The organism is Tenacibaculum litopenaei (genome assembly GCF_964514025.1).
GTDB classification, from domain to species: Bacteria; Bacteroidota; Bacteroidia; order Flavobacteriales; family Flavobacteriaceae; genus Polaribacter; species Polaribacter litopenaei.
The window spans coordinates 224407-250710 of sequence record NZ_CAZEQT010000007.1 but is presented as its reverse complement, the minus strand read 5'-3'; the positions used below and the strand labels follow the sequence as shown (position 1 = coordinate 250710).

Genomic DNA, 26304 nt, shown 5'->3' with positions numbered 1-26304 from the left:
GCTCAAAAAATTAACTCGCTATTCGTTCCAAAGCTAAATAATGTGTGGTAGTGTCATTGTACAAAGGAAAAATATGCAGCTCACAAGCATACGGAGTTCCGTCCTTTTTGTAATTGGTTAATACCTGTTTAAACGGTTGTTGCAGTGCTAGTTTTTTACGGATCTTTTGACGTTCTGAATCACTTGTTTTCCTGCCTTGTAAAAAGCTTGGCTTTTTGTGTAAGGCAAATTTTTTGCTGTAGCCAGTCATCGTCGTAAATCCTTGGTTAACCCATAGTATGTGCTTGTCAAGGGTGGTGACCACAAGTGCTTCGTAGTGTTGCGAATTTAATATGGTGTATAGGTCGTTTTTCCAACCGAATTTGCCAGCGAGCAGGTTTAGCTCTCCGAGTTCCTTGGTAAGGCTAAGATTTGCGTACAGACGTTGTAATTGCTCGCAGTGAATATCCCAACTTTTTAATGGAGCTATAACAGTACCGGTATTTCTGGCAGCGTCCTTGTTGTCGGTTTGCAGTGCATCAGCATGCTGATTGCAAAAGATGTCGTAACTGAGCATTTGGTGATTGGCAGTTTTCATAGCTTAATATTTTGCAGCTCCAATATTTTGGGAGCTTTGTTGTATAAAATTTCTGAGGTCGTCATTGGCGCTTTTAAGATCCGCCGCACGTAAATACATCATATGACCACTTTTGTAGGCTTTAAAATGCAGGCGGTGACGCATTTTTCCACTCGGATCAATTTTACCTAAGGTGTACTTGGCTGCGGAATAGGTAGTAGCTCCGTCAAAATATCCCGATTGGACAAAAACCTGTAGGTAGGGATTTTGTGCCATGGCTTTCCTCAAATTTTCTCGTGCATTATTTTTACTAAAGTCCCAAGGATGTACGTTGCCAAACATATTGTACTTGACATCGGTTTTGAAATTGAGAACTCGGTTGTTGTAGTAATTAATTGCAGGGGTGAAAGCGTGTAGCCAGGCACCGATTTCTGGATTGAAATCCGTTTTTTCTCCACTTTCCCTTCGGTCAATACCAATGTAACGGCTATCTAAACGACCGATGGTTTTTCCTTCGTTTCTAAGTAACTCTTTCCAGAAATACGTATTGGGAAGCTCTAAGTTATGACGGAGAATCACAGTTTTTGAAATACCTGAATAATGGGCCATTTTGCTGGCAATAGCAAGTCGCTCTTCTTTTGTAATATACGCTCCTTGTGCTAAGGCTGGAAGTAATTCACGCAGGGCAAATTTTTCAGCTTTCGGCAATATTTCTTCTAAGGGCTGTTCTTGTAATTCTTTAGGAAGTTTGTTGTGGTACCATGCAGCAGCGGTATAATACGGAAAGTTGACTGCGTAATCCTCTGAGCTTTTTGTGCGCAATAGCAGATAGTCGGCAGGAGAAACCATAATCACTCCGTTCAGGTACATCCATTGACTATTTTGTAATTCGTAGGCCAACTGCATAACACGAGTTCCTCCGTAACTCTCTCCAATAATGTATTTCGGAGAAGTCCAACGCTGGGTTCTACTCATAAAAGTACTAATCCATTCAGCGAGGTATTTGGCGTCTGCATTGATTCCAAAAAAGTACTTCTTATCTATTTTTCCTTTTTCGTCGCGAATGGCTCTCGAATACCCTGTATTTACAGGGTTGATAAATACGATATCGGCGACGTCGAGTATAGAATACGGATTGTCTTTGATGCCATAGGGTTGTACCGGATAGCCTTCGGTATCCATGGCGAGTAGCTTAGGACCTGTATAAGCGATGTGCATCCAAACGGAAGCGGATCCTGGGCCTCCGTTAAACGAGAGTACAATGGGACGCTTTCCTAAGTCTTTAACCCCAGTTTTTTGATAATAGGTATAATGAATACTCGCTTTGGCTTTTCCGTTTTTATCAAACAAAGGCATCGTTCCAGTTTGCGCTTTGTACTTTAAAGGAGTTCCTTTTATCACGGTCGAATGAAAGCTGGTAACCACTGTATCTAGTGGAATTTCTGCATGTTGAGCTCGAGTTGCAAAGACAATTAAAAAGGGGATGAATACTAAGAACCTCTTCATGGTTGTAACTTTTTTTTGAAAAAATGAATTTAGTTGTAAGGCTAAATATATTAAATCGTCTTAGTTAGGGCAAATTAATTATTTGATTGTAGCGGCGAGAGCACAGAAGAAAAGCACAGCACTACAAATCACAGGCTATATATAATTTGACAGAAGAAAGAAAGGTGTTTCATTGAATAGTTGCGAATACTAATTGATTCGGCACCAGAAGTATAAAGATTAAAGAAATAAAAAAAATATGTTTGTAAAAGGGTATAAGAAAAAAATAACGGTCTTACCCTTATAAAGCAAGATTATATAAACCCTTCAAAATATGATTAACCAACTTATAACTAACACGATATTCTGCTATTTATTCCCCAATTTTAAACAGCCCATACTCCTGAAAATTAGGAGCTAATCAGGTAAAGATGCCCCGCAGAAGTTGAGCGTTTTGTTCCAGAATTTATCCTATTACGCGTTATAGGACTTCTGAAATTGGCGCGTTTGGCCCCTGTGTCGTAGCTTTACCACTCTTCTTAAATTATTTGTGATGTTCGTAGCATCACGCACTCATTTGTTTTCATAGAAATTCACCCACGTTTTGCATAACTAGGCCATTTCCCTATTGGCATTAGTATACCCTATCCTGAAGTCGTAAACTTTTTGGACAGGATGAGCTTAGCGTGAAGTTAAATTTTGAAACATTTTAAAATCAATATATATGAACATGAGAACCTTAAGTGTAGCCATACTAATGGCTATGGGATGCTATTCCCATCAAACCCACGCGCAGTCGTACGACGTACCCATTAATGGTGGTCGAGGCGTAATCATTAGAGCCAATCACGACAATTCTAACCACTATGAGCCGATATCATTTCAAGTAGGTCAAAATGGTAATTTAGATCATTACAAATTGCAGCTTACCAAAACAGCCGCGCATTTTTCAGTGCCTGTGTACATGCAGCAACCCTTACATTTAAACAACAACGCTGCATTAACAGCACACAATGCTACCTTTGGTGGTGTGGCGCGCTTTAATGGGAACTTGTTAGGGAACCGCATTGGATTAGGTATCGATGCACCTCTAGAAAAGCTCCATGTAAAAAATGCCAACATCCGTCTAGATAACGGTCAATACCAAAGTTGGGGACCGATGATTTTACACGCAGATGTCGACAATTCAGGAGATGATATTTTTTCGTTTAGAAACAGTACAGATCAGGAAATGGCCAATTTGACCGATGGGACAATGACCTTGTCGTTTAACAGTACTTTACAGGCATCGGGAATGTTGAAATTGAGAGCGGGATCTTCGGATACAGCTAATGATATCGTTTCTTTTCGCAACGGAGCCAATGAGGAAATGGCCAGATTGCACGACGGTGTATTGAGTCTTGATCAGGTGCGTTTGAATGTAACCACGTTCCCTGATTACGTATTCGCTAAAGAGTATGAGTTGATGCCTATTCAAGAGGTAGCGAGTTATATCGAAAAAAACAAGCGATTGCCAAATATGCCAAGCGAAGCCGAAGTGGTAAAAGAAGGAATGAATGTAGGGGAAGTAAATATCAAACTCGTAGAAAAAGTTGAAGAACTTACGCTGTACATCATTCAATTACAAAAGCAGTTAGACCAACAACAAAAAGCAATTGAATCGCTCAAAAAGACCTCGAATAAATAATTCTGTATTGAGGTAACTCCAAATTAATTTTTTAACAAATGCTTACCATACCAAGTGCTTGAGCACTGTGGTACGGGGATACTCATGTCAAATTTGAAACTAGTTGTAACAAAAGATACCGAATTAAACAACTGTTAGCAGGTAGTTTAGCGGTATCCCAATTAGCAGAAAAAATGAATAGAGTAATCCAAAAAAACAATTTAAAAATGAAAATTAAGACAATTAAAATAGCCTTGTTAATGGCTTTAGGAACGGCTTCATTCACTGCGAATGCTCAGCATGTAATTGGAACAGTACGTGGAATCGATATCAAAGCCGATACCGATGCTCGTGGAGGTTTGGAAGGAATTAGAATGTATGCGGCCAATAAGAAATTAGCCGATTTTAATCCGAGTAATAATATTTTTCACGTGTTGTCCTTTTTCCAAAAAGGTTTGATAACGAATGATGTGAGTAGGTTTTATGCCGAAACACACTTTCATAGAAATACCAATGTGTACGGAGCGTTTAGTGTTTCCGGAAATACGACACATTGGTCCAATGTAGGAATCGGAATTAACCCAGCTGCTGGATTGCACGTAAAAAACAAACACGTGCGTGTAGACGGTGGTGAATACCAAAGTTGGGGAGCGGTTGTATTGCATCCGGATGTGGATAATAACGGTGACGATATTATTTCATTCCGCAACAGTACCAATCAAGAAATGGCAAAAATCCACGACGGAGTTTTGACCTTAAATGGCGGGAATACTATTCAATCACCTGGTTCCTTGACTTTACGTCCGGATACCAACAATTCAGGTGATGATTTTATAGCCTTTAAGAATAGTGCCAATGCAGAGATGGCTCGCTTACAAGACGGTGTTTTAACCTTAGATCAAGTGCGTCTTAACGTAAGTACTTTTCCCGATTACGTTTTTGCGAAAGAGTACAAGTTGATGCCATTGTTAAAAGTAGCTCAGTTTATTAAAAAGTACAAGCACTTGCCTAATATGCCTACCGAAAAGGAAGTCGTAGCTCAAGGTATGAACGTCGGTCAAATCAATACGTTATTGGTGGAGAAAGTAGAAGAGCTCACCTTGTATACTATTGATCAAGAAACGAAAATTTCTAAACAAGAAAAGGCGATAGAGAATTTGACAGCGCGTTTAGAAGCACTTGAGAAATTGTTAAAATCTAAAGAATAATTTATGAAGAAAATACTATGTCTTTTTGCAGTTGCATTGCTGGGACTAAGCGTGCAATTACAAGCTCAGAACACGACGGAACTTTTCAGGTTTGTGTATCAGCCAACTTCAGATGGACCTAAAAAAGCCTTAGTACACAATAGTACCGACCATACAGCAGTATTTGAAAACTTGCAATCAGAACAGTTTAGCAAGCAGGCAGGATACCTTCAAGCGTTTATCTTAAAAAAACTCGAGAACCAAGACGGAAAAGTATTGATCGCCTCTGCCAAGGCACCAGAATACTTTCTGAAATTCAATAGCAGTACCAATACTGTTCAGTTTGCGAAGATCAATGCAGGTGAGAACCTGACTCCTTTTACTTGGGAAATCATATTGAATAGTGAAACGGACGTGAATTTAATAGCGCTGCAAACAGTGGCGAAAAATCGCTTTGCGGTAAAAATGGAAAACAATGCGCCGAAAGTAGCGAACAGAATTACTCCAGGAGGCGCCAAAGTTGATCAAAATTTTTCATTTCGCTTGGAGCGAGTAACCAACGTGTTTTAAAATTTAGTACATGAATACAAAATTATACATACAAAAAATAATGCTTTTGTGTTGCTTATACTTAACGGTATGGGGAGCCAAGGCACAATCAAGACCTCCCGTGTTAATTTTACGAGGGGCCAATGAGTACACAACTCATTTTGATACACAAAACAAGCTTACTACCCAGTTATTAAATGCGGGAACGCAAGGACAAGGAACTGTGGAGTTTTGGGTAATGAAAGCTCATACGCAATCTTTACCGAGTCAAGGAGCGAACGGAGTGTGGAGGTTGTCAAATTTACAAACCGGAGCCGAGGAGTTTTCTTTGGAAGGAGCCGACGGTCAACTCACGGTAAAGCTTGGAGCCACAAGTCAAACCATTGCACTTGAAGGTGCTCATGGATTTTGGAACAACACTTGGCGTCACGTTGCTTTTGCCATTAACAAACAAGCCGGAACCATTCGCTTATACGTCGATGGAGTGCAGCGCGCTAACTTGGTGTACCCGGCAGCGGACTACCATCCAGAGCAATTGTACATGATGGTTACTGCTGACGATCAGTTGAGTGTTGCGGAATACCGAGCTTGGAACCGCGTGCGAACCTTACAACAAATTGCAGATAGCAAGGCATTGACATTTTCGAATGAAAATGGTTCGAATTTAGACCGTTTGGGGTCTAACGGACTGGTAGTAGCCTATGCAGCTGACAATTCGGTAGAGTCGCGTGTGTCGAATTTGCCATTGATGCAGACGCATTGGAACAACATGATCAATGCATCGCTTGGGGCTGATGTACCAAAGGCAGCAAGGGTGACCAGTAGCATTATAAAAAGTGGGGGGAACGACCTGAAGTTGGCCGAATTAACCACCAATGCAGACCATCCTATCTACAGTTTAAAAGACGTATTGTTATACGCTTCTGACGGAGAGGGAAGAACTTCGGCAGGAAAACCCGTGGTTCGCTTGCGTTGGCCTCACATTTCTGGAGCCACCAGTTATATAGTTTCTAGGAGAAACTTAGCAGACCCTTTGTCTAATTTTTCGGATATCCAAACCTATACACCAACATCGAACAATGCAGTTTCGTCGTATTTAACTTACGATGACAATGGAATTTTACCGAATGAGCTCTATGAGTATCAGGTAAAAGCAGAAGGTGTTACTGGGAGTAAACCCGGTAAAGATAACGGGTTTGTGTTTGCAAACGGCGTTGTAAAAGGAAGTGTAGAAACTCCAAAGCGTATCGCAACTCAAGATGTATTGATTGCGGCGACAGCAAACTCAGGAGTTATTCCAGGAAAGGCATTACAGTTTGTGCAAAACAGTAATCCAATTCAAATCAATGATGTTTCCTTGTTTGAGCAGGCTCAAGGAACAGGAACTATTGAGTTTTGGTACCGTACGCCTGCGCAAGGAGTTGGAACGAACACCGTATTTAAGTTAAGTGATGGTGAAATCAGAATTTCTGAAGCACAGGTTCAGGTGATTTCTAGAAATCCACAAAACCCAGCAAGTACCATCACGTATTTAACAGCGGCAAAACCAAACGATACTCATTGGCATCACTACGCAGTGACGTTTAGTCCAACAGGAGGAGCCTTATTTATCGATGGAGGTGTGAAACAACCGACAAACAAAGAGCAACCTATAGTTGCCAATGCGACCACAGCACAACCGTTTGTAGTAGGATTAGCGCGTACCTCTTTGTTTTCTTTCAACGCAAAGGCGACAACTACCTATGAAATGGATGAGGTTCGTATTTGGAGTACTAAAAAGAATGCAACGGAAATTTTTAAATTTTGGCAGTATATTTTAGGAGCGAATACCGCTACGGATCTCTTGGCGTACTACCGTTTTGATATGAACGATCCACGCAATGTATATAACCAAGCAGGAACGACCTTAGGGCGTTTTAGAGGAGTTTCGAGAAGTCCGCTAAAAACTGTTGCACAACCGTATCAACGTATCGTTGACGGGGATGCAGTAACCCAAGTACCTATTCATTATGGAGTGTATACCAACAGTGAAGGATTGTATCGTTTTACCAGTTTGAATTCTGGTCGTCAAGATGCAAATGTTGCGAATAATTATTTGACCTATCGCATCAAACCGACCAAGCCTAACAACGAATTTTCCCCTGAATCTGAGCGTAAAAATATCGAGAGAACCTTGGCTCCCGGTGAGCCAAACCCAACAAATTTCACAAATATATCATCGTATGATATTTCAGGAAAGGTAGTGTATGTAACCACAGTACCTGGACAAGCTGAAAAGGTTGAGTTTCCAACAGTACAGAACACTGGTGTCTTTTTAGACGGTACAGAAGTAACGAGTACGGAAGTAGGATCGTTAGTGCGTACAAACAACCAAGGAGTATTCCGTATTTCTGGTGCTCCAGGAAAACACAGAATTTCTATAGGGCAGCCTAAATTAGAAAAGTCAAGTGTCGCTATCGATCGCATAAGTTTGGATTTCAAATCGAAAGGGTACGCCGTTTCAAAAGCCAACATTGCCAATGCAGCTGATGAAGGATTTACTTGGACTGGATTTGTAAAACCAGACGCGAATGTACCTACTGTGGGTTCTGGCGGAAGCAGCGCTATTCCTGCTAAGCAAACTGTATTGCATTGGGGAGCTATTCAACTAGAACTCCGCAACAATAATGAGTTGGTATTAATGTCGAAAGGTGCTGATTTATTATCAAAGGCTATCGAAGGAAACTCTCAGTACAATTTCTTCGGAATCACAAAGGATGTTACGAATAACGTTATTGGATTATGGGTTAATGACGATTATCAAACACATGCCTATACAGGAGAAGCAATTGATAGCAAACTGTATTTGGGAGCGAGTTATGTGAGCCCGACAGAAATGAGTAATCACGCGATCGCGAACATCGATTTAATCGAGTATAGAAACAGCCATTATACGAGTCAAGAACTCAGTGAAATTAAAAGTGGTAATGTGGTAGCGAAAGATAAGGAGCACTTAAAATTAGCGTATAATTTTGAGCATACCTCTGGAACGAGAGCTGTAAACCTTGCTTTGAGTACCGGAACTGCTAACAACTATCTGAGTTTACATCAAGGAGCCTACTTTAATAATAAGTCGAGAGCGAATTACATTCGAAAGTTTGCTTTTGATTACAAGGCTTTTGAGTCTGGAGATGCAGCAGCCTTGGTAAATCCGAAAAATGATAAGGAATACCTGTTTAATTTAACAGAGCCTACCGGAAATATCAATTTTGAGAACATTACACGTCGTTCTTTTGTAGGAAATGTAGTAATTCCGTGTAATAACAATGTAGGAAATTGGACAGGTAAAATTATTCGTACTGACGTACAGTTTCCGCGCTATGAACGCGCTATTACAGCGAGTAATTTTAACGATGAGAATAACTTGTTTACCGTACATGACTTATTGCCTGGGCAGTACCGCGTAGAAATTACGAGAGAAGGAACTACCGACAAGGTGCAGTCGTCGATTATTGACTTGCGTACAGGGAACAAGAGTTATGATTTCCCTTATCGCAACGATTTAGAAATTGATTTAGCTTTGTACAGTGTTACAAAAGAAGAGGTGGAAGGAATTACTTCTATGGATCAACTTGCGAGCAAGCGCATCAATCCAACCTGTGGTGCTGATCAGTCTATTTATAAATTAGAAGCAGGAAAGAGCATCCTTGCGGTAGTTTCGGTATACGAGGACTACAACGGAAGTAAATGTCCTGTTGATAATGCCACTGTGAATCTTAACGGAGATTTAATTATCGCACCTACCAACGGTAAAACTGGAGATAACGGGAAGAAATCGTTTTTGACCTTTGCCGGAAACCCTAATTTTATCGGAGATTATTTGCGTAACATGGCCATAGTAGTGAGCCACAACAACCGTACTAAAACGGTAACCAAGTCGGCGTATGTTACTGGTGCCAGAAGGGGTAATGAAGATTTTACCTTAACAGATCCGACAGTTGGGTTTGTATTGTACGATCCACCAGGAGATGCGAGTTCAGCGACTTTAGCACGAGGTGCTACCTATTCGTTTAGTAAATCTGTAGGAGGTGGTTTAGATTTAAATACAGCTACGGAAATTACGGTAGGGTCTGATATCGAAACGCAGATGGTATCATTGGCTATCGCAGCGCCATTAGGAGTTGGGATCGGACAGGGGATCATTTATACTGTGGTAGAACAGGAGTCTAAGTTTACTGGAAATATCGATGCGAACTTCACCTATCGTCACACTGAGCAAAACGGTACGAGCGTTTCGTTAGAACAATCAATAAGTACTTCTTCAGCAGAGGATATTGTAGGAGCTGATGCCGATGTATTTATCGGAGCATCACGTGTATTGACCTTTGGTACGGGAATGACGCTTCGCGTAGATTCGAACTGTATGCCAGTTATCGATACAGATAAGAAGGTAATGACAGCAGATAAATTGACCCCTTTTGTCTATACCCGTCAAGATATTGAAGATCGTATCATTAGAAATTTACAAGACTTGTTAATTAAAAAACACGACGAACTTTTCCCACCAACAGCAGAGGAGATAGCAAAGCGTAGTTCATTAAATTACCAAGCTACAATCGATGCTTTCAATATCAATTCTGCAGCACCAGAAACAGACAGAGCTTTGGTTAACTACGTATTCCAAATTAACCGATGGAAACAAATAGTACAACGCAAAACTAGAGCGGAACAATTGACGTATATGAATGAGCAAACCAAAACATTTGCAAGTACTACTGCCGATTTAAAAGCAGTGGGTAGCGGTTTAGGAAGCTCAGTAACGCAATTGGATTCACAAGTATCGTTTAGTGGTGGTACTTCTACTACCTATACGTTAACTAGAGGGAGAGAATCTAGTAATCAGGATTCAGGAGGATCGACTTTTGGTGGAGGTACAACCTTTAACAATAGTTTTAATATTGCTGGTGTAGCCTTTAGTCTTAAAACAGATATCAAAACCTTAGGAGTTGTAGAGGCCAGTGACAACAATGCGAATACGAATGGACGTGTAGATAGCTTTACCTTGTCAGACGGCGATGTAGGAGATCAGTTTAGCGTACGCATTGCACGTGATAAGGTCTACGATACACCTGTTTTTTATACGGTTGCCGGGCAAAGTGTGTGTCCGTTTGAATCGGGAACAGTGCCTAGAGAAGGGGTAGAAATCACTGTTGATAGTGCTGTAAAATACGGTACTGGAGGAGAGTCTATCTTGTATAATTTGACCTTGCGAAATACACAAATTGCGAATGATGCCACTCGTAAAGTGTACATCGTAGGAATGAATGGAGCATCGAATAGTAAAGGAGCACAAGTGTTCTTAAACGAATCTCCAATATTTGAGCCTGCAACGACTTCTCCAATAAACTTTGGCTTGGATGGAAATTCACCAACAGGAGTACAACGAGAAGTGAAAGCTCAATTGCGCATTGCAAGAGGTATGGATGCACCAGAGGAAATTTCTTATGAAAATATTGGAATCCGTATTTACTCGGCATGTGAGCAAGCAGGTGATGGGTACAGAAGTTACCGAGTTGATGAGTACAACGAAGTAGGGGTAGTACCGTTCCAAGAGATTTTTGTAACGGCGCACTTTAAAGGAGCGTGTGTTAGTGAAATTCAACCAGATTTGCCAGCCAACAACTGGGTGGTTAACAATACGAGTCAGAATCAATTGAAATTCCGTTTTAGAATTCCAGAGGTGGTAAACAACCAAGTAGATGAGAAATTTACGGTAGCCTTAGAGTACGCTTTACCAGGGAATAGTGAAACTTTTGAATTGAAAAAGTTATCGTTGACAGAGCTTAAGGAAAATATGGATGCGACCACTGGCTTTATCAGCTATACAGCCGATGTATCTGGACTATCAGACGGAGAGTATCGCTTTAGAATTGCTCCTGTTTGTGATGATGGAGGCGCCAATTTACCGGCGAGTAGAAAGAATCCAACAACTTATGTGACAGGGCGAATCGCGCGCTCGGCACCTACGATTATCAGTACCAATCCAGTAAATGGAGGGGTGTTAACGCAAGGACAAATTACCGCTGAGTTTAACAGAGCCATCAATCCGTTAACGGCAGTAAATAGCAGTTTCTCTTTACGAGGAATCTTAGGTGGAGTACCAAAAGATTTAATTTCTGCAGAGTTTGATAATGTCAATGACGTGGTGACCATCCCACATCAGCAAGAGTTCAATTTGGAGAACAAGAAGGCATTTACCGTTGAAATGTGGGTAAATCCAAGTTCATTGCCAACAGGTGCAACCGTAGTTCCGATTCTTAAAAAAGGGTCGAATTACAATATCGGTTTAAATGCTCAAGGTAATATCGTGTTGAATAATACGGTAGTTAGCTCACGTTCATTACAACCGTTTAACTGGACCCATGTGGCAGTAACGTATGACGGTAACCAAACAGCGACTATTTATTACAATGGAGTATCGGCAGGTTCAGGAAGCATTACAGCTTTAACGACGAATGCTGATCCGATAGAAATCGCTAAAAATGAAGGTGGTAATTCGTATGTAGGAAAGTTAGATGAAGTACGTATCTGGACCATTCAGAGAACACCAACAGACATCGTTGCCAAAATGGACGAGCAATTGATTGGTAATGAACTGAATTTAGTAGCCTACTTTGTATTTGATGACAATCCACTTAAAGGAGCTAATGGAGCACCAGATGAGGCGATTAGAGATTATACCGGAAATGCTTTGGCAACTACGCAAACAGGATTGAGTTTTGTTCGTGGAAGTGCAAATGCAGCACCGTTAGATCTTACGAGAATGGCGAAGGACTTACAGTTTACAGTAACGACATCTCACAACGACACACAAGTGCACCTAACCCCAGTATTTGATGCTTCGTTTGTAGAGGGAGCTCAGTTAACGGCAATGGTTTTAAACCGACGTTTAGAAGACCCATCTCGTAATAAGATAGCCGGAAAAGCTTGGTCATTTGTGGTGAATAAAAACACCATTGGCTGGAGTCAAAATAATATCCGTGTGACTCAAGCTCAAGGAACGAGCACAAAGATTTCGACGATAGACCTCGATAATTCTAAAGGAGGAACTCCTGTGAAATATCGCTTTAAGCAATTGCCATCATGGTTGTCAGTTGAAAAAAATGGTACTGCTGTCGAAGAGAATAGCTTCCAAGATTTGGCTACCGGATTTGTTGAGCGCGATTTAGATTTCGTCGTGGCTCCTTATTTAAATCCAGGAGTTCATGCTACGGATGTTTATATCGAAGTGATCCAACGAGTGAACAACAAGGATGTGCCGATTGGAGTAGAAGCTTTCCATTTGGAAGTAGAGGTGACCTGTGCAGCACCTGATTTTGCAGGGAATTTTAACTCCAACAACTATTTCGGTAGCATGAGTATCAGTGGAAACTTAGTAATCAACGGTGAAAAGTCTGTTGATACTGGAGATATTGTTGCGGCTTATCTAAATGAAGAGTTCCGCGGACAAACCACGGTTACTACCGGAGGACTAGTCAACTTGAGTATTTTTGGAAACAATGGAGAAACAGGACTACTGACCTTTAAGGTATGGGATGCTTCTGCATGTACCGAGTACCAAGGAATTGTAGAATCGTACAATTATGCATTCCGTTCTCGTATTGGATCGGTGAGTGCACCGGTGAACATGACGGTTGGAAGTAAAATTTCTAAGCGCATAGCACTGGCAACTGGATTCCAAGAGTTGAGTTTTAACCTACGTGATAATAGAGCATCGATGAATTTATCACTACAAGCTATTAAAGGTTTGACTGCAGGAGATCAGATTTACGATACGAAATCTGGAACTTTATTAGCCACCGTTGCAGCTAATGGTAGCTTTATTTTAAACTCAGGAGCGACGAACCAGTTAGATACACGTAAAGCCTACACCGTAAAAGCGAGTGGAGCAAAGCTGATAAGCATTGAAGGAATTCACGTTCCTGTAGATACCGATATCCCTGTACTAGCAAATGCAGATACTGCAATTCCGTATTTCCCAACGGATTTACAGACCTTACCAATAGCGTTACGCTCATTAAACTCAACTACAGTAAGTATAGGTGATCGTATAGAGCGTCGTGGTTTACAAGCAGAGTACACCGCTGACGGTTGGAAAGGAAGTTTAACGCATATGACGCCAACCTTAGGATATATTTACCGAGCATCTAGAGCAGGGGTGTTAAATTACAGTGGTATTGCCAATACTCCAGCACCAGCTGCAAGAGGAGCCCATGCAGCACTCGCTGTGGAGGATTACCTCGATAAAGCTGCGAAGTTAAACTGGAAAGTTGATCGCAATGCCTACCCGAGCTTTATGTATATGGTAGCTACCTTAGATTCGGAAACGCTTGACTTAGAACGAGAGCACGTGGTTGCCGCGTTTGTTGACGGAAAAATTAGCGGGATAGCTAAGCCGATGTTAATCGACGGCGCTTACCACTATTTTGTCGGAATTGGAGGATTTGCCAAAGGAGCAATCAGCTTTAAGTTGTACGATGGAGAAAGCATCGTCAGCTTAGACAATGCACTTGAATTTGAACGTTCGGCGCATGTAGGAACGGTTGAAAATCCTTTTGTATTACGACATACTGCGAAGCCAGATGCGTTGGTGGATGCGTTAGATACTGCCTACAGTTTAGGTCAAAATGAACCGAACCCTATGACAGATAGAACGCAGATTACTTTCCAAGTGGCAAAAGATGAATACGTAGAGTTGAGCTTGTACAATGTGCTAGGACAACGCGTACACACCTTTGTAGCAGAGGAAGTAAAAGGAGGAACTTTACACAAAGTTCAATGGAACTTACAAGATGAGGCAACCTCGTTTAAATCGGGAGTGTACATCTATAAGCTTCAAACAGCATCGAAAACCCTTTCTCGAAAATTGATTATTAAATAATCAATTGTATACAGACCGCCTTCGGGCGGTCTTTTTTTTTGCTTTTACTCTGTAAATGTTCATCAACAATGACACGCGTTTTATCTACTGCTACCCTTGTTGTTTTATTGCTTTTTCTAATAGAAATAAATGCCTAGAAAATAGTGGGTGTGGCCTCGATGATGTTACGTACTTTTCCTTGTGGACTCAAAATAACAGATCCTTTTAAAGTAAAACTGTCATAGAAATGCAAAACGATATGCGTTTGATCCATGCTAGCTCGTACGCTAGGATTACCGTAAATAGTTTGTAAAAACGAATAGTCAGCTTCGTTGAGTTGCCAGACTAAAGTAGCGGTTTCCAAGTCAAAGGCACTGATGAGGTGCTTTGTTTTTTCTTTGATATTAGGACGATGGCGAATAATGAGTAGGTTTGCATTGCTCGCTACAACGCTAGCATCCAGAAAAACGCGCTTCGTGTTCCAGGGGGCAGTGAGTGTTCCGGTACGAAGTTGTAGTTTTTTTCTGTGTTTATTGAGGTTACTAAAGTAAAACAACGGATACGCATAGGTTTTTCGGGAGCTGAACGTGTTCGTGTTCGGATTGAAGTAGTATTTGTTTCCATCGTCTGTACGTATACTCAGTACCTTGCTACTGCTTGAGTAGTCAAAGCTTACAATGTCTGCCTCTGCGGTTCCTGGTAGTGAAGGACCTAAAGCATCCAAATTTTCAACAACCACTTTTTGTTGACGCATGCTGTATGCTTTTAGATAGTTCGATTTTTTTTCAAAAACCCAAAGGGTATCTTTTCCAACGGCAGTATGTAAGTTACTCCCAGATATGTTTAGTTTATCGGCAAAAATAATCCGATTGCTATCCGCTTGTATTTTTTTGAGAACTGCAAAACTGGAGTCACTGCTTCTAGCAACGTGGTCAGCATTGATATGAACACCACGGATTTTTTGGATTCCAATTTCATACATGGTTTCCGGTGAAATAACTACTCGTTCCTTAGTCCAATAAGCGCCCTTTGTATCGATATTCAAGTAGTCGAAAACGGGTAAATATTGAGGACTGATAAAAATAGCTGCGATGAGTAATGAAAAAAGAGTATCGCGTTTGGTAGTCGTTGTTCCTTTTCGATATCCTATAAATGCGGCTATTGCCGAGAAGATTCCAAAGTAAAATAAAAAAGCTAGTAGGAGAACGAGCACTAAGGGCAGTGCTGCATAAAGGCCGTCTGAATTTTGAATAAAGAAATCGTAAGACGTTCCGCTTTGTCCAGGTTTATAGGAGTAATGAGTGCTAGTATAGGCAATATCTCGATTAAAAAATAGCTGATTGGGTAAGCTTATCGGGAACTTGAACAATACTCCTAAAGCACTGACAATCATAAGTGCGGCAAAGGCTCTAACACCTAAAGAGCTATCTAGGGTTTTTACGTCGGGACGTTTGGGTTTCATAGTCATTTAATTTAGCGGTTTAAAGATAAATAAAAACGAGCATCCCCATTCGTAAAAATCCATTGGAATACGTTGGTACAATAAATTCAGAAAGGGAGTTCGGCCCTTACAGTGAGGTAAAAATCAGGAAATGTCAATTTAAAACTTCTCAAAAACCCCCAAACCAAACAAGGCAAAGTCGTATTTTACAGGATCTTTAGGATCAAATTTACGCAGGGTTGTATCGAGTTCAACCAGGGCTTTCCAGTCATTTTGTTTTCGTGTTAAAATACCCAATTTTCGAGCTACGTTTCCAGAATGTACATCCAGAGGGCAGTGTAAATTTGCGGGACTATGGCTTTCCCAAAGGCCTAAATCGACCCCAGTTTTATCGTTTCTAACCATCCAGCGTAAAAACATGTTAATGCGTTTTGAGGCCGAATTTTTAAGCGGATCAGACACGTGTTTTAAACTGCGATCGAGGTGAGGGATCTCAAAAAAGATTTTTTTAAACTGATGAATGGCTTGTTGGTAATTGTCTTCTTGAGCAGAAGGTCTTAGCACGGCTTCAAGCCCTTGGTGGTTCTCGTAAATATTTCGCAAGGAACGAACAAAGTGACGTATATCGTCAGCGTTAAAAGTTCGGTGAACAAAACCGTCAAATCGCTCTAGATCGGCTTCCTGATGTCCCATGACAAACTCGAAAGGAACATTCCCCATGAGTTCCATAAGTCGATGGGCGTTTTTTATAATCATCGTACGATTTCCCCAGGCTATTGTTGCGGCAAGAAAACCCGCAATTTCGCTATCCTCTTTTCGCGCAAACAAATGTGGAATTTGAATAGGGTCACTGGTAATAAAATCAGGGTTGTTATACGTTACTACTTTGTGGTCTAAAAATTCGTTGAGTTCTTTTTGTGTCATACCGGTTTATTGTCCGGCAAAGGTAACAAACATAAAGAAAGCATTGTACAATGCATGTAATAAGATGGCCCAAAGCAGCCCGAGTTTGATGCGAATATACCCTAGATAACACCCGAGAATTAGTTGAGGCGCTACGAGTAACGGACTCAGTAAGAGTACTTCTACACTCAACGGATAATTGGTGATATGAACAAATCCAAAGACTGCGCTAAACAGATAAAACCAAAATGGAAAAATACGGCTCTCTTTTGTGAACTTGAGAGGAGCTCTAAAAAGGAGTTCTTCAATAATGGGGGCTAGTAGTACGATGAGTAAAAAAACGGTCAGTTTTGGTTGTGATTCCAAAACTTGTTCCACTGCGTGATTCTCCAGAGATATCCAATCGAGAGACTCAACGAGACTAAATATCGGACTTAGTATAAGGGTTGTGAGCAATGCAACACTGAACATACGACCAAAAAACAACCATTTTTCTGAGGTACTCAGGTGATCAGGCAGTGCAGTGTATTGCGGTTTGCGCAGAAAGCGTAAAAGGTCGGTTACAAATACTTTCATTAGGATTCTACGATGCGTCCGTCTTTCATTACTAGCTTGCGGTCGGCCATATTGGCGAGCTCTTGGTTGTGCGTGACAATGACAAAGGTTTGGCCAAAGTTGTCGCGGAGTTCAAAAAAGAGTTCGTGCAGTTTTTGGGCCGAATTGGAATCGAGGTTTCCACTCGGTTCATCAGCAAATACTACGGAAGGTTTGTTAATAAGTGCTCTGGCCACGGCAACGCGTTGTTGTTCACCACCTGAGAGTTCATTAGGCTTGTGACTAGCACGATGACTCAGCCCTAAGAAATCTAATAATTCCAAAGCGCGTTTTTCGGTTTCAGCTTTGCCTTTTTTTGCTATATAGGCAGGAATACAAACATTCTCTAAGGCAGTGAATTCAGGCAGTAACTGATGAAACTGAAAAATAAATCCTATGTGTTGATTTCTGAATTGTGAGAGCTGCTTGTCAGTAAGCCCTGTAACAGAGGCATTATTAATGTGCAAGCTAAAAGCATCGGTGGTGTCGGGTTGGTCAAGGGTACCCAATATTTGTAATAAAGTGGTTTTTCCAGCTCCTGACGGACCGACGATGGCGATGATTTCTCCTTCTTTGATGTGTAGGTCAAGGCCTTTTAAAATATTGACGCTTCCAAAACTTTTGTGAATATTCTTAGCAACTATCATAGGAAATGAGTTAGAAAAACGAATGTATAAAAAAGAAATCAGATTCTCGGCATGGGAGGAATCTGATTTCTTAGGTGAGGGACTATAATATGTTTTTTAGATTGTTGTAATCGACAAAATACACCAGTCTCACGGAGAAGGTATGTTGCATATCTTCTTTAAAAAGTCGATTAATATTATCCGAGAAACTGATGTTTGCGGGAGCAAAGTTATGGCTAGGATTGATGGAGTTTCTGTAAAAAGCAATGAGCTGACTCCCAGGAGCAAATTGCCAAACGTAGTTCAAATCCAAATTCCAGCTATTAAAATTTCGATCGTGGTTGTCTTGATAATTATTGGCGACCAAACTTCCGTCTTTCTGTAAGGTGTAGTATTGATTGTGATAAGGAACCTTACTCCAGTTGTGTCGGAAGGCAAGTGATAAGGAAGCTTTGGTACTAAAGCTAAATTTTCCGGTCAATGAATTGTCGTAAGTCGTCCAATCGCGTTCTCCAAAAATGATCTGGTCGAGTAAATTAGCCGTACCAGGATTGTTATTTACGTAATCCTGATTTACCTTTCGTACATACCCTTGTTCTCTGTTGGTTTTGTTGTATCGCAATGCGTAAATTAACGAGAATCGGTTATTAAATCGATATCTAGGAGCAAAGCGAAATCCGTAACTCTCCCTTGGATTGTCTTTAAAGAAGGTGTAGTACCAATTGTAGTCTACAGCAAACTTTTTTCTGTAATCGGTAGAGCCCCAATGATTGAAGTTTACACGGAGTGGAGCCTTAAAAAAGATACCACTCGTAGAACCTTGACGTGGTTCAAAGAAATCTTTTCGCGGCGTGCTAAAATTTAGATTTCCCCCAAAACCAAAACGCTTTCGGGTCGATGCCCAAAAATTCAAACCAGCATTGGTACCGACATAAGTTCCGGGAGTATGCAGGAAATTCATGTTGTAGTACATGCGAATCTGGTAGTTATTAAAGATCCCCTTGGGTTGTAAAATTCGATATGCTAAAAAGCTGTAGATGGTCTGTTCGTTATTGCTAAACAAGATTCCTAGGTCGTTAGGATTAAAATCTTTACTTTCCACATTGTATCCGATTTCTCCTCGCCAGTTCCCAGCGTGTTTTCCAATACTGGTATCAAAAGTATAGCCGAGGTTGGGTTGGCTAGCGTCATCCGAGATAGTACTCATTTTAAAAGACCCATCAATATTGTAGCGACTTTTCTTATCCTCCACATGCCAAAGCAATCCGGTAACATTGGCATCTCTAAAGTCACCAATGCGGGTTACATTCGTATTGATTAAAGTGATGGCTGAGTTTTGGTTAAACTGCTGATCCAAGACCATAATATTATAATTGGAAAAGGGGTTGATCACAGCTTTACGGGTTTCTTTCGAAGTTTTGTTTTGTATGGTCACTTCGGTTTTATCGGTAATCGCATTAAAAAAACCAATACCGAGTCCGTTTTTGGTGCGTCCTGAAATTTTGATGGCATTTAGCATGTCCACTTTGTTCGGGCGATCGATGATCTCTTCATCACTACTCAGTTGGTTGGCAACTTTGAACTGATCAATTGGGCGTCCTCCAATTCTACGCGAATAAAACAAACGCCCTTTTGTAAACAATTCAGTTCCTTCGGTAAAAAACTGACGTTGCTCTGTAAATTGTTGTTCAAAAGGCCCTAGGTTCAGTTGCACATTGTCGAAACCTGTTTGTCCAAAATCAGGAATCAGCGTAGCGTCGAGCGTAAAATTTTCAGTAATTCCGTATTTAATATCCATTCCTACACTCCAATCGGTGGTAGTTTCTTTTGAAGTATTTTTAACTGTAGCGGAAGCATACGGATAAAATAGCAGTCGAGTGGGAGGTTTGATATCTTTGAAATCTTCATACAAACCGTCGTATTGGGTCCAGTTTCCTTGTTTATTATCGATAAAATTCCATGAAAACTGGGCATTTAAATTTTGTACGCGTCGGTGAAAGTTAATCCCCCATGATTGTACTGGAAGGTTCGCAAATCGCAGTGCGCGATAGGGAATTTTCATTTCAACAATCCAGGCTTTGTCGGTAATGGAAATTTCACTTTCCCAAACGGCACTCCAATTAAAATCTTCGTTGCCATTTGAAATTTTGGCATCAGCCTGCACCCCCGAGCTGGTCACGATAAATTCAAAAGGATTTTGGCCGTCATCGTTTGGATTCACGGTCATGAGAAAGAAATCGGCATTTCCGATATTATCTCTATTGGTGAATTCTGCAGGGATTTTCTGCGGATCGGGCGCTTGCATGTATGCACTGATGTAAATAGCTTGATCGTCGTAAACGAGTTTTACTTTAGTGGGATGAGTATTGGGTTCAGCTTGTCCGTTGTCGGGACGCATCATCACAAACTGATCTGCTGTAGGAGCGAGCTCCCAAGCGGGGTCATTAAGCTTACCGTCAATTTTAGGTGCGTCCGTGACGCGGATGGCCGGTAATTTCTTTCGGTTACTGTTAACTCCTTGTGCAGCTGCTTTTTGAGGTAACAGCAGCCAAGACAGCGCCAACAGGGCTAGTTTTGTACGCATAGTGCAGTGTAATAGGTTTCGGGTTGTTTTCTCTTATCAAAGTGCTAAATTATTTATGCCTTATGATAAGATTTCATAAATTCATGTTAATTACCTAAAAGACATGTTAAAAATGTAGTAGTGACACTTTTTATGTTAACAAATGGTAATCAGTAAAAAAAAGGGGTGTAGACAAATATTAACGAACTAACATTAAAATAAACGGTAAAATACAAGGTATTATCAATTGAATTTGTATTTTTGTTCGACTTTAAAAACATTCTTATCTAATGAACTTACACGAATATCAAGGTAAAGAAATTTTAAGCAGTTTTGGCGTTCGTACACAACGCGGAATTGTTGCAAATACACCAGAAGAAGCTGTTGCAGCAGCACAAAAGTTGACTGAAGAAACAGGTACTGGTTGGCATGTAATCAAAGCGCAAATTCACGCAGGTGGTCGTGGAAAAGGTGGAGGAGTAAAGTTAGCGAAAAACTTAGATGAGGTTAAAAGTATTTCTAATGACATTTTAGGAATGATGTTGATAACTCCTCAGACTCCAGCTGAAGGTAAATTAGTAAATCAAGTATTAGTAGCTGAGGATGTATATTACCCAGGTGACAGTGAGCCGAATGAGTTTTATATGTCGGTTTTATTAAACCGTGCATCAGGTAAGAATATGATCATGTATTCTACAGAAGGAGGTATGGACATTGAAGCAGTAGCGGAAGAGACTCCTCACTTAATATTTACTGAAGAAATCGATCCTGCAACTGGATTGTTACCATTCCAAGCTCGTAAGATTGCCTTTAATTTAGGATTGTCTGGAGCTGCGTTTAAGGATATGACTAAATTCGTAGCTGCATTGTATACAGCATACGTGAAGTCTGATTCTTCATTATTTGAAATCAACCCAGTTTTAAAAACTTCTGACGATAAAATCTTAGCAGTAGATGCAAAAGTAACTTTAGACGAAAACGCTTTGTACCGTCATAAAGATTACGCTGAAATGAGAGATTTGAGAGAAGAAAATCCTATCGAAGTAGAAGCGAAAGCTGCAGGATTAAACTATGTTGATTTAGATGGTAACGTAGGATGTATGGTAAACGGAGCTGGTTTAGCAATGGGTACTATGGACCTTATTAAGCAAGCAGGTGGAGATCCAGCAAACTTCTTAGATGTAGGAGGTACTGCTGATGCTCAACGTGTTGAAACTGCTTTCGGAATCATCTTAAAAGATCCGAACGTAAAAGCTATTTTAGTAAATATCTTCGGAGGTATTGTACGTTGTGATCGCGTTGCTCAAGGAGTTGTAGACGCTTACAAAAACATGGGAGACAAAATCAATGTGCCTATCATCTGTCGTTTACAAGGAACAAATGCACAAGAAGCAAAAGAATTAATTGATAATAGCGGAATGGAAATTATTTCAGCCACTGAATTCCAAGAAGCTGCTGATAAAGTACAAGAAGTATTACAAGCGTAAGCACCTTGTACCGCAATTAATTTTTAGTTAGATATAAAAAGCCTCAACGTTTTCGTTGAGGCTTTTATTTTTAGAGAAACCTTTTGTTGAATTCTTCTTTATACGCTCTACCGATATTGAGTTGCTTCCCAGTGTCGAGGTACAGTAAATTTCCTGCAATTTTCTGTATGCGATGGGTGTTTACGATATGCGATTTATGTACTTGAATAAAGTTGTTTTTTGGAAGCTTAGAAAGCCAGTTTTTTAAGGAAATAGCCGTCAGAGTCTTGCTGGTTCCCGTATATACTTCCGTATAGTCGGCAGAGGATTCTATATAATCAATGGAAGAAAAGTAAATCTTTAGATGTTCATAGCCCGATTTGACAAAAATAAAATCGCATGGCTCTGGCATAATTGCGTTTGTATTTGTAGTCAGTGCCAGTTGTTGTGCTTTGTTTACAGCTTTTACAAAGCGTTCAAAAGAAAAAGGTTTGAGTAAGTAGTCAGCAATGTCCAATTCATAGCCTTTGAGAGCGTATTCAGAAAATGCTGTGGTCAGTATGATTTGAGGCTTGTTGTCTAAAATTTCTAAAAAGTCAATGCCTGAAATTTTGGGTAAATGCACATCTAAAAACAGCAAGTCTACCGGAGCTGTTTTTAAGTATTGTAAGGCTTGTAAGGCATCAGAAAAAGTTCCTGTCAATTCTAAAAAATCGATTTCTGCGATAAACTTCTGCAGAATGCGCTGCGCGGGGGGCTGATCTTCAACAATAATGCATTTCATTGGTTATGTAAGTTTTATGGTTAACACTACCTTGAATTTAGCATCGGACTGCTCAATTTTTAAATCGTGTTTCTTTGGGTATAATAGTTTGAGTCGCTTCTGCACATTCGCCAAGCCTATTCCATGAGCTAAGCTCTGGGTGTTGGTATTTTCAAGATAGGAATTGTGACATTCAAAGTACAAGGTATCATTTTTTATACGAACAGCAATATGAATAGCTATGGCATCGGATTGACTTGCCGTGCTGTGTTTGAAGGCGTTCTCTATGAATACCATAAGAATTAAGGGGGCTATAGTGTAATTTCCTCCTAAGTTTTCCGTTTCAAAGCGCACACTGCCACGGTCCTCAATTTGAAGTTCGTTTAAAGCAGTAAAGTTTTTAAGGTGTTTGATTTCTTTGGCTAAAGGCACGAAGTTCTCTTTACAGTCGTACAACATATAGCGCAATACAGAGGAGAGCTCTAAAATGATGGAGGGGGTTTTAGGAGAATTGTCCAATGCATAAGAATAGAGATTGTTCAGGTTGTTAAATAAGAAGTGCGGATTTATCTGAGACTTTAGAAACTGCAATTCACTTTCTTTGATAAGGTCTTTAAGTTCGTTGACTTCGCGCTGTTTTACAGAGGCGTCCCAAGCCAGCTTAAAGGCGACAATCATAAAAATTAAGGGTAAAATATTGACCAAGGTAAGAAAGACGTTCGAAACGTGCTGCCCACGCTCTCCGGGAAAGAAAATTTTCTCAAAAACAAATTCTTCTAAAAAATAAACGACACCACACAGTACCAAAAGAGCTACACTTAAGGCAACGTATTTTTTGGTGTAAAAGTACTTTGGAAGTAGGTAATAACTGATAAAAAGTCCGGCACTTACATAGTGTAAGAAAAAGACCACTTTGTCAATTTCAAGACGAGGATCGTGTTTGTCAAAGGCGAAAAAGAGGAATAAGATGCTTAAAAATACAAGCTGATAAATAAACTCCTTGTACGCTGTGAAGGTCGATTTTTTGTTCATAGTATAAAGGTAGTCGAATTTCTGTAAGCCTAGGTAAATAATCAGCAATCGACAAAACTAGCGGGACAAACGACTTGAGTTGTTCATCCAGCTGTTTTGGTAGTTGAAAGATTTTTTTGGGCGGATCCAGTGATCTGAGAGATTTTTGCGATCTAAACAAAGACCAAATGAAATATTTAATACAGCAAGTATGGCTACTTTTAATGATCGTCTCATGGAGCGTTTGCGCGCAACAGTCGACTAAGGTTGTTGGAGTGGTCAAGGATAAGGCCAGCCAGCAGCCACTAGAATTTGTCTCGGTGATTTTATTGGATGCCGAAAGTAAGCAACCGTTAACAGGAACTACCACGGGAGTAGATGGAACGTTTGTTTTGGGAGTAAAAAAGACAAATTTTCTGGTCGAAATAAGTTTTATCGGATTTAAATCTTTGCGATTACAACCTGAGGTAAAGAATGCCTATGTGAATATGGGTACTTTGTGGCTCGAAGAAGATGCGGAACAGTTAGAAGAAGTAGTCGTAAGGGCAGAAAAATCTACTACAGAGTTTAAATTGGATAAACGCGTTTTTAACGTCGGAAAAGATTTGACTTCTGCCGGAGCCAGCGCTATCGAAGTACTGAACAATGTACCATCGGTAAACGTCAGTATAGAGGGAGCTATCACGTTGCGAGGAGGACAAGGAGCGCAGATTTTAATCAACGGAAAACCCTCTGTCATTGCCAGCCAAGAAGGAAATGCCCTCGGGACAATTGTTGCTGAGCAGATAGAAAAGATAGAAGTGATAACCAACCCATCTGCAAAATACGAAGCAGAAGGAACTGCAGGGATCATCAACATCGTACTCAAGAAAAGCGAAAAGAAAGGCTTGAATGGCGCCGTGACATTGAATACGGGAAGTCCTAACAACCACAGTATAGGTTTGAGTATTAATAAAAGAACCCAGAAATTTAACTTTTTCGGACAGTTAGGAGTGGGGAAGCGGACTTTTCCAAATACCGTGAGTACCTTGAATAGAAACAAGGTAGCAAACAATGAAATTACCAGTTCAGGGAAGGGAAACAAACACGAACAGTTTTACAATTTATCATTGGGAACGGATTACCACATCAATGATAAAAATGTCATTACCCTGTCAGGGAATGTGGCATACGAAATAGAAGATGAGGATTCGAATATGCGTTTTGAAGAATACGCCAATCGCATCTTGCAAGCTGCCTACACGCGTGCAGAAGTAACGGAGGCTACCAACCCGAAGTACCAGTACGAACTGCAGTACAAAAAGGATTTTGAGCGCCACAAAGAACAGTACTTATTATTTAGTGCATTAGGAAGCTTTTTTGGTAAAGATCAATCTTCGACGTTTTCTAATGAAGTTACCGCCGGTACTTTGGCTTCGAACTCTCAAAGAACGAGAACAGATTTTAAAGAGGCACGATATACGTTTAAGCTAGATTACGTGCACCCTTTAAACGATCAGTACACTATCGAAACGGGAGCCCAATACGTGTTAAACGATGTCAGTAATGATTATGCCGTTAGTTCGTTGATCGGAGGGAATTGGATTGGGAACCCAGGATTAACCAATGTTTTTGAATACTATCAAAATGTGTTAGGAGCCTACGCAACCGCTGCTTATGAAGGAGATGTATGGGGAATTAAAGCCGGATTGCGAGTAGAAAACACAGATTTACGTACCGTATTAAAAACGACCAATCAAGAGCATACTCAACAGTATACCAATCTTTTTCCAAGCGTTCATACTTCTTATAAGGTAGGTACTGGATTTTCCCTGCAAGCGGGATATTCTCGTCGTATTTTTAGACCTAGATTGTGGGATTTAAATCCTTTTTTCAACATACGAAATACCTTCGATATTTTTACGGGAAATCCAAACCTGCTTCCAGAGTTTACAGATTCGTATGAGTTAACATCTATTCATAAAATAGGAAAGGCCAGTGTCAATTTCGGGCTCTACCATCGTTATACCACAGATGTTATAGAGGATGTGAGTTTCTACAATACCACGACGAACGTAACTACGCGCAGACCGGAGAATTTCGGGACCAATGCCATTACTGGTTTAGAAGCGAATTACCGTTGGGGAATTACCAAGTGGTTAACCGTGAATGGAGATGTAAATTACAACTGGTTTAACAGAAAAGGGCAGTTTGATGCTGCTAATAATTTTGACTTCAACGGGACGCGTTGGGATACAAAGGCAACCGCAAAGTTGAAACTTCCGGCACAGTTTGATTTTGAAATGACAGGGAATTACCAGTCGAGCTATAAAACTGCACAGAGTACCATAAAATCGAACGGTTTTGTAAACGTAGGACTGAGAAAAAAACTGTTGCAGGGTAAGTTGATAGTGAACTTAGGAGTTCGCGATGTATTTGCTACCCGAAGAAGAGCTTCGATAACAGATCAACCAACGTTTTATTCGGAGAGCAACAGGGCAAGAGGACGCTTTTTTACACTCGGTGTAAGTTTTGGTTTTGGTAAAGGAGAGGCGATGGAATACGCCGCTCAAAAGCGATTCTAATTGTTTGAAAAAAGCCCTTAATTTCTTAAGG

At 40.5% G+C, this 26304-nt stretch carries 15 protein-coding genes; 6 read left to right on the top strand and 9 right to left on the bottom strand.

What is annotated here, in order from left to right:
* Nucleotides 1-10: 10 nt before the first annotated feature.
* The gene (locus ACKTS5_RS15660) at nucleotides 11-577 is read right to left on the bottom strand and encodes a PAS domain-containing protein (RefSeq protein WP_408044836.1); all 567 of its coding nucleotides are present in this window, start codon (nucleotides 575-577) and stop codon (nucleotides 11-13) included.
* 3 nt (nucleotides 578-580) lie between these two features.
* The gene (locus tag ACKTS5_RS15655; RefSeq protein ID WP_408044835.1) at nucleotides 581-2062 is read right to left on the bottom strand and encodes a S10 family peptidase; all 1482 of its coding nucleotides are present in this window, start codon (nucleotides 2060-2062) and stop codon (nucleotides 581-583) included.
* Between the two features lie 703 nt (nucleotides 2063-2765).
* On the opposite strand from ACKTS5_RS15655, the gene ACKTS5_RS15650 reads away from it, so the two are divergent.
* The 4 genes from ACKTS5_RS15650 (at nucleotide 2766) to ACKTS5_RS15635 (ending at nucleotide 14363) form a co-directional block, all read left to right on the top strand.
* Nucleotides 2766-3728 carry a hypothetical protein gene (locus ACKTS5_RS15650; protein ID WP_408044834.1) on the top strand — a complete coding sequence of 321 codons (963 nt, stop codon included), beginning with the start codon at nucleotides 2766-2768 and terminating at the stop codon, nucleotides 3726-3728.
* Between the two features lie 206 nt (nucleotides 3729-3934).
* Nucleotides 3935-4915, top strand: coding sequence for a hypothetical protein (locus ACKTS5_RS15645; RefSeq protein WP_408044833.1), 981 nt, complete (start codon nucleotides 3935-3937; stop codon nucleotides 4913-4915).
* A gap of 3 nt (nucleotides 4916-4918) precedes the next feature.
* Nucleotides 4919-5464, top strand: a complete 546-nt coding sequence (locus ACKTS5_RS15640; RefSeq protein ID WP_408044832.1) for a hypothetical protein — start codon at nucleotides 4919-4921, stop codon at nucleotides 5462-5464.
* Between the two features lie 10 nt (nucleotides 5465-5474).
* Nucleotides 5475-14363 carry a LamG-like jellyroll fold domain-containing protein gene (locus ACKTS5_RS15635; RefSeq protein ID WP_408044831.1) on the top strand — a complete coding sequence of 2963 codons (8889 nt, stop codon included), beginning with the start codon at nucleotides 5475-5477 and terminating at the stop codon, nucleotides 14361-14363.
* 133 nt (nucleotides 14364-14496) lie between these two features.
* Here ACKTS5_RS15635 and ACKTS5_RS15630 read toward each other — a convergent pair whose 3' ends face one another.
* From ACKTS5_RS15630 to ACKTS5_RS15610, 5 genes are all read right to left on the bottom strand, one after another.
* Nucleotides 14497-15804 (bottom strand): hypothetical protein, encoded by a 1308-nt coding sequence (locus ACKTS5_RS15630; RefSeq protein WP_408044830.1) that lies wholly within the window; start codon nucleotides 15802-15804, stop codon nucleotides 14497-14499.
* A gap of 138 nt (nucleotides 15805-15942) precedes the next feature.
* Nucleotides 15943-16707, bottom strand: coding sequence for a TIGR02757 family protein (locus ACKTS5_RS15625; RefSeq protein ID WP_408044829.1), 765 nt, complete (start codon nucleotides 16705-16707; stop codon nucleotides 15943-15945).
* A 6-nt stretch (nucleotides 16708-16713) separates the two neighbouring features.
* Nucleotides 16714-17262 (bottom strand): CPBP family intramembrane glutamic endopeptidase, encoded by a 549-nt coding sequence (locus ACKTS5_RS15620; protein ID WP_408044828.1) that lies wholly within the window; start codon nucleotides 17260-17262, stop codon nucleotides 16714-16716.
* Nucleotides 17262-17927, bottom strand: a complete 666-nt coding sequence (locus ACKTS5_RS15615; protein ID WP_408044827.1) for an ABC transporter ATP-binding protein — start codon at nucleotides 17925-17927, stop codon at nucleotides 17262-17264. Before ACKTS5_RS15615 ends, ACKTS5_RS15620 begins: the two co-directional genes overlap by 1 nt.
* 82 nt (nucleotides 17928-18009) lie before the next feature.
* Nucleotides 18010-20490, bottom strand: coding sequence for a DUF5916 domain-containing protein (locus tag ACKTS5_RS15610; RefSeq protein ID WP_408044826.1), 2481 nt, complete (start codon nucleotides 20488-20490; stop codon nucleotides 18010-18012).
* A 269-nt stretch (nucleotides 20491-20759) separates the two neighbouring features.
* Here ACKTS5_RS15610 and sucC point away from each other — a divergent pair, with 269 nt between their 5' ends.
* On the top strand, nucleotides 20760-21956 hold the full coding sequence (gene sucC / locus ACKTS5_RS15605) for an ADP-forming succinate--CoA ligase subunit beta (protein WP_408044825.1): 1197 nt from the start codon (nucleotides 20760-20762) through the stop codon (nucleotides 21954-21956).
* A 70-nt stretch (nucleotides 21957-22026) separates the two neighbouring features.
* On the opposite strand, the gene ACKTS5_RS15600 is transcribed toward sucC, so the two are convergent.
* Entirely contained in the window at nucleotides 22027-22719 is a 693-nt protein-coding gene (locus tag ACKTS5_RS15600; protein ID WP_408044824.1) for a LytR/AlgR family response regulator transcription factor, read from the bottom strand.
* A 3-nt stretch (nucleotides 22720-22722) separates the two neighbouring features.
* Complete coding sequence (locus tag ACKTS5_RS15595; RefSeq protein ID WP_408044823.1) at nucleotides 22723-23730, bottom strand: sensor histidine kinase; 1008 nt, start codon at nucleotides 23728-23730, stop codon at nucleotides 22723-22725.
* A 167-nt stretch (nucleotides 23731-23897) separates the two neighbouring features.
* Between ACKTS5_RS15595 and ACKTS5_RS15590 the strand changes: the two genes are divergently transcribed.
* Nucleotides 23898-26273 carry a TonB-dependent receptor domain-containing protein gene (locus tag ACKTS5_RS15590; protein ID WP_408044822.1) on the top strand — a complete coding sequence of 792 codons (2376 nt, stop codon included), beginning with the start codon at nucleotides 23898-23900 and terminating at the stop codon, nucleotides 26271-26273.
* Nucleotides 26274-26304 lie beyond the last annotated feature (31 nt).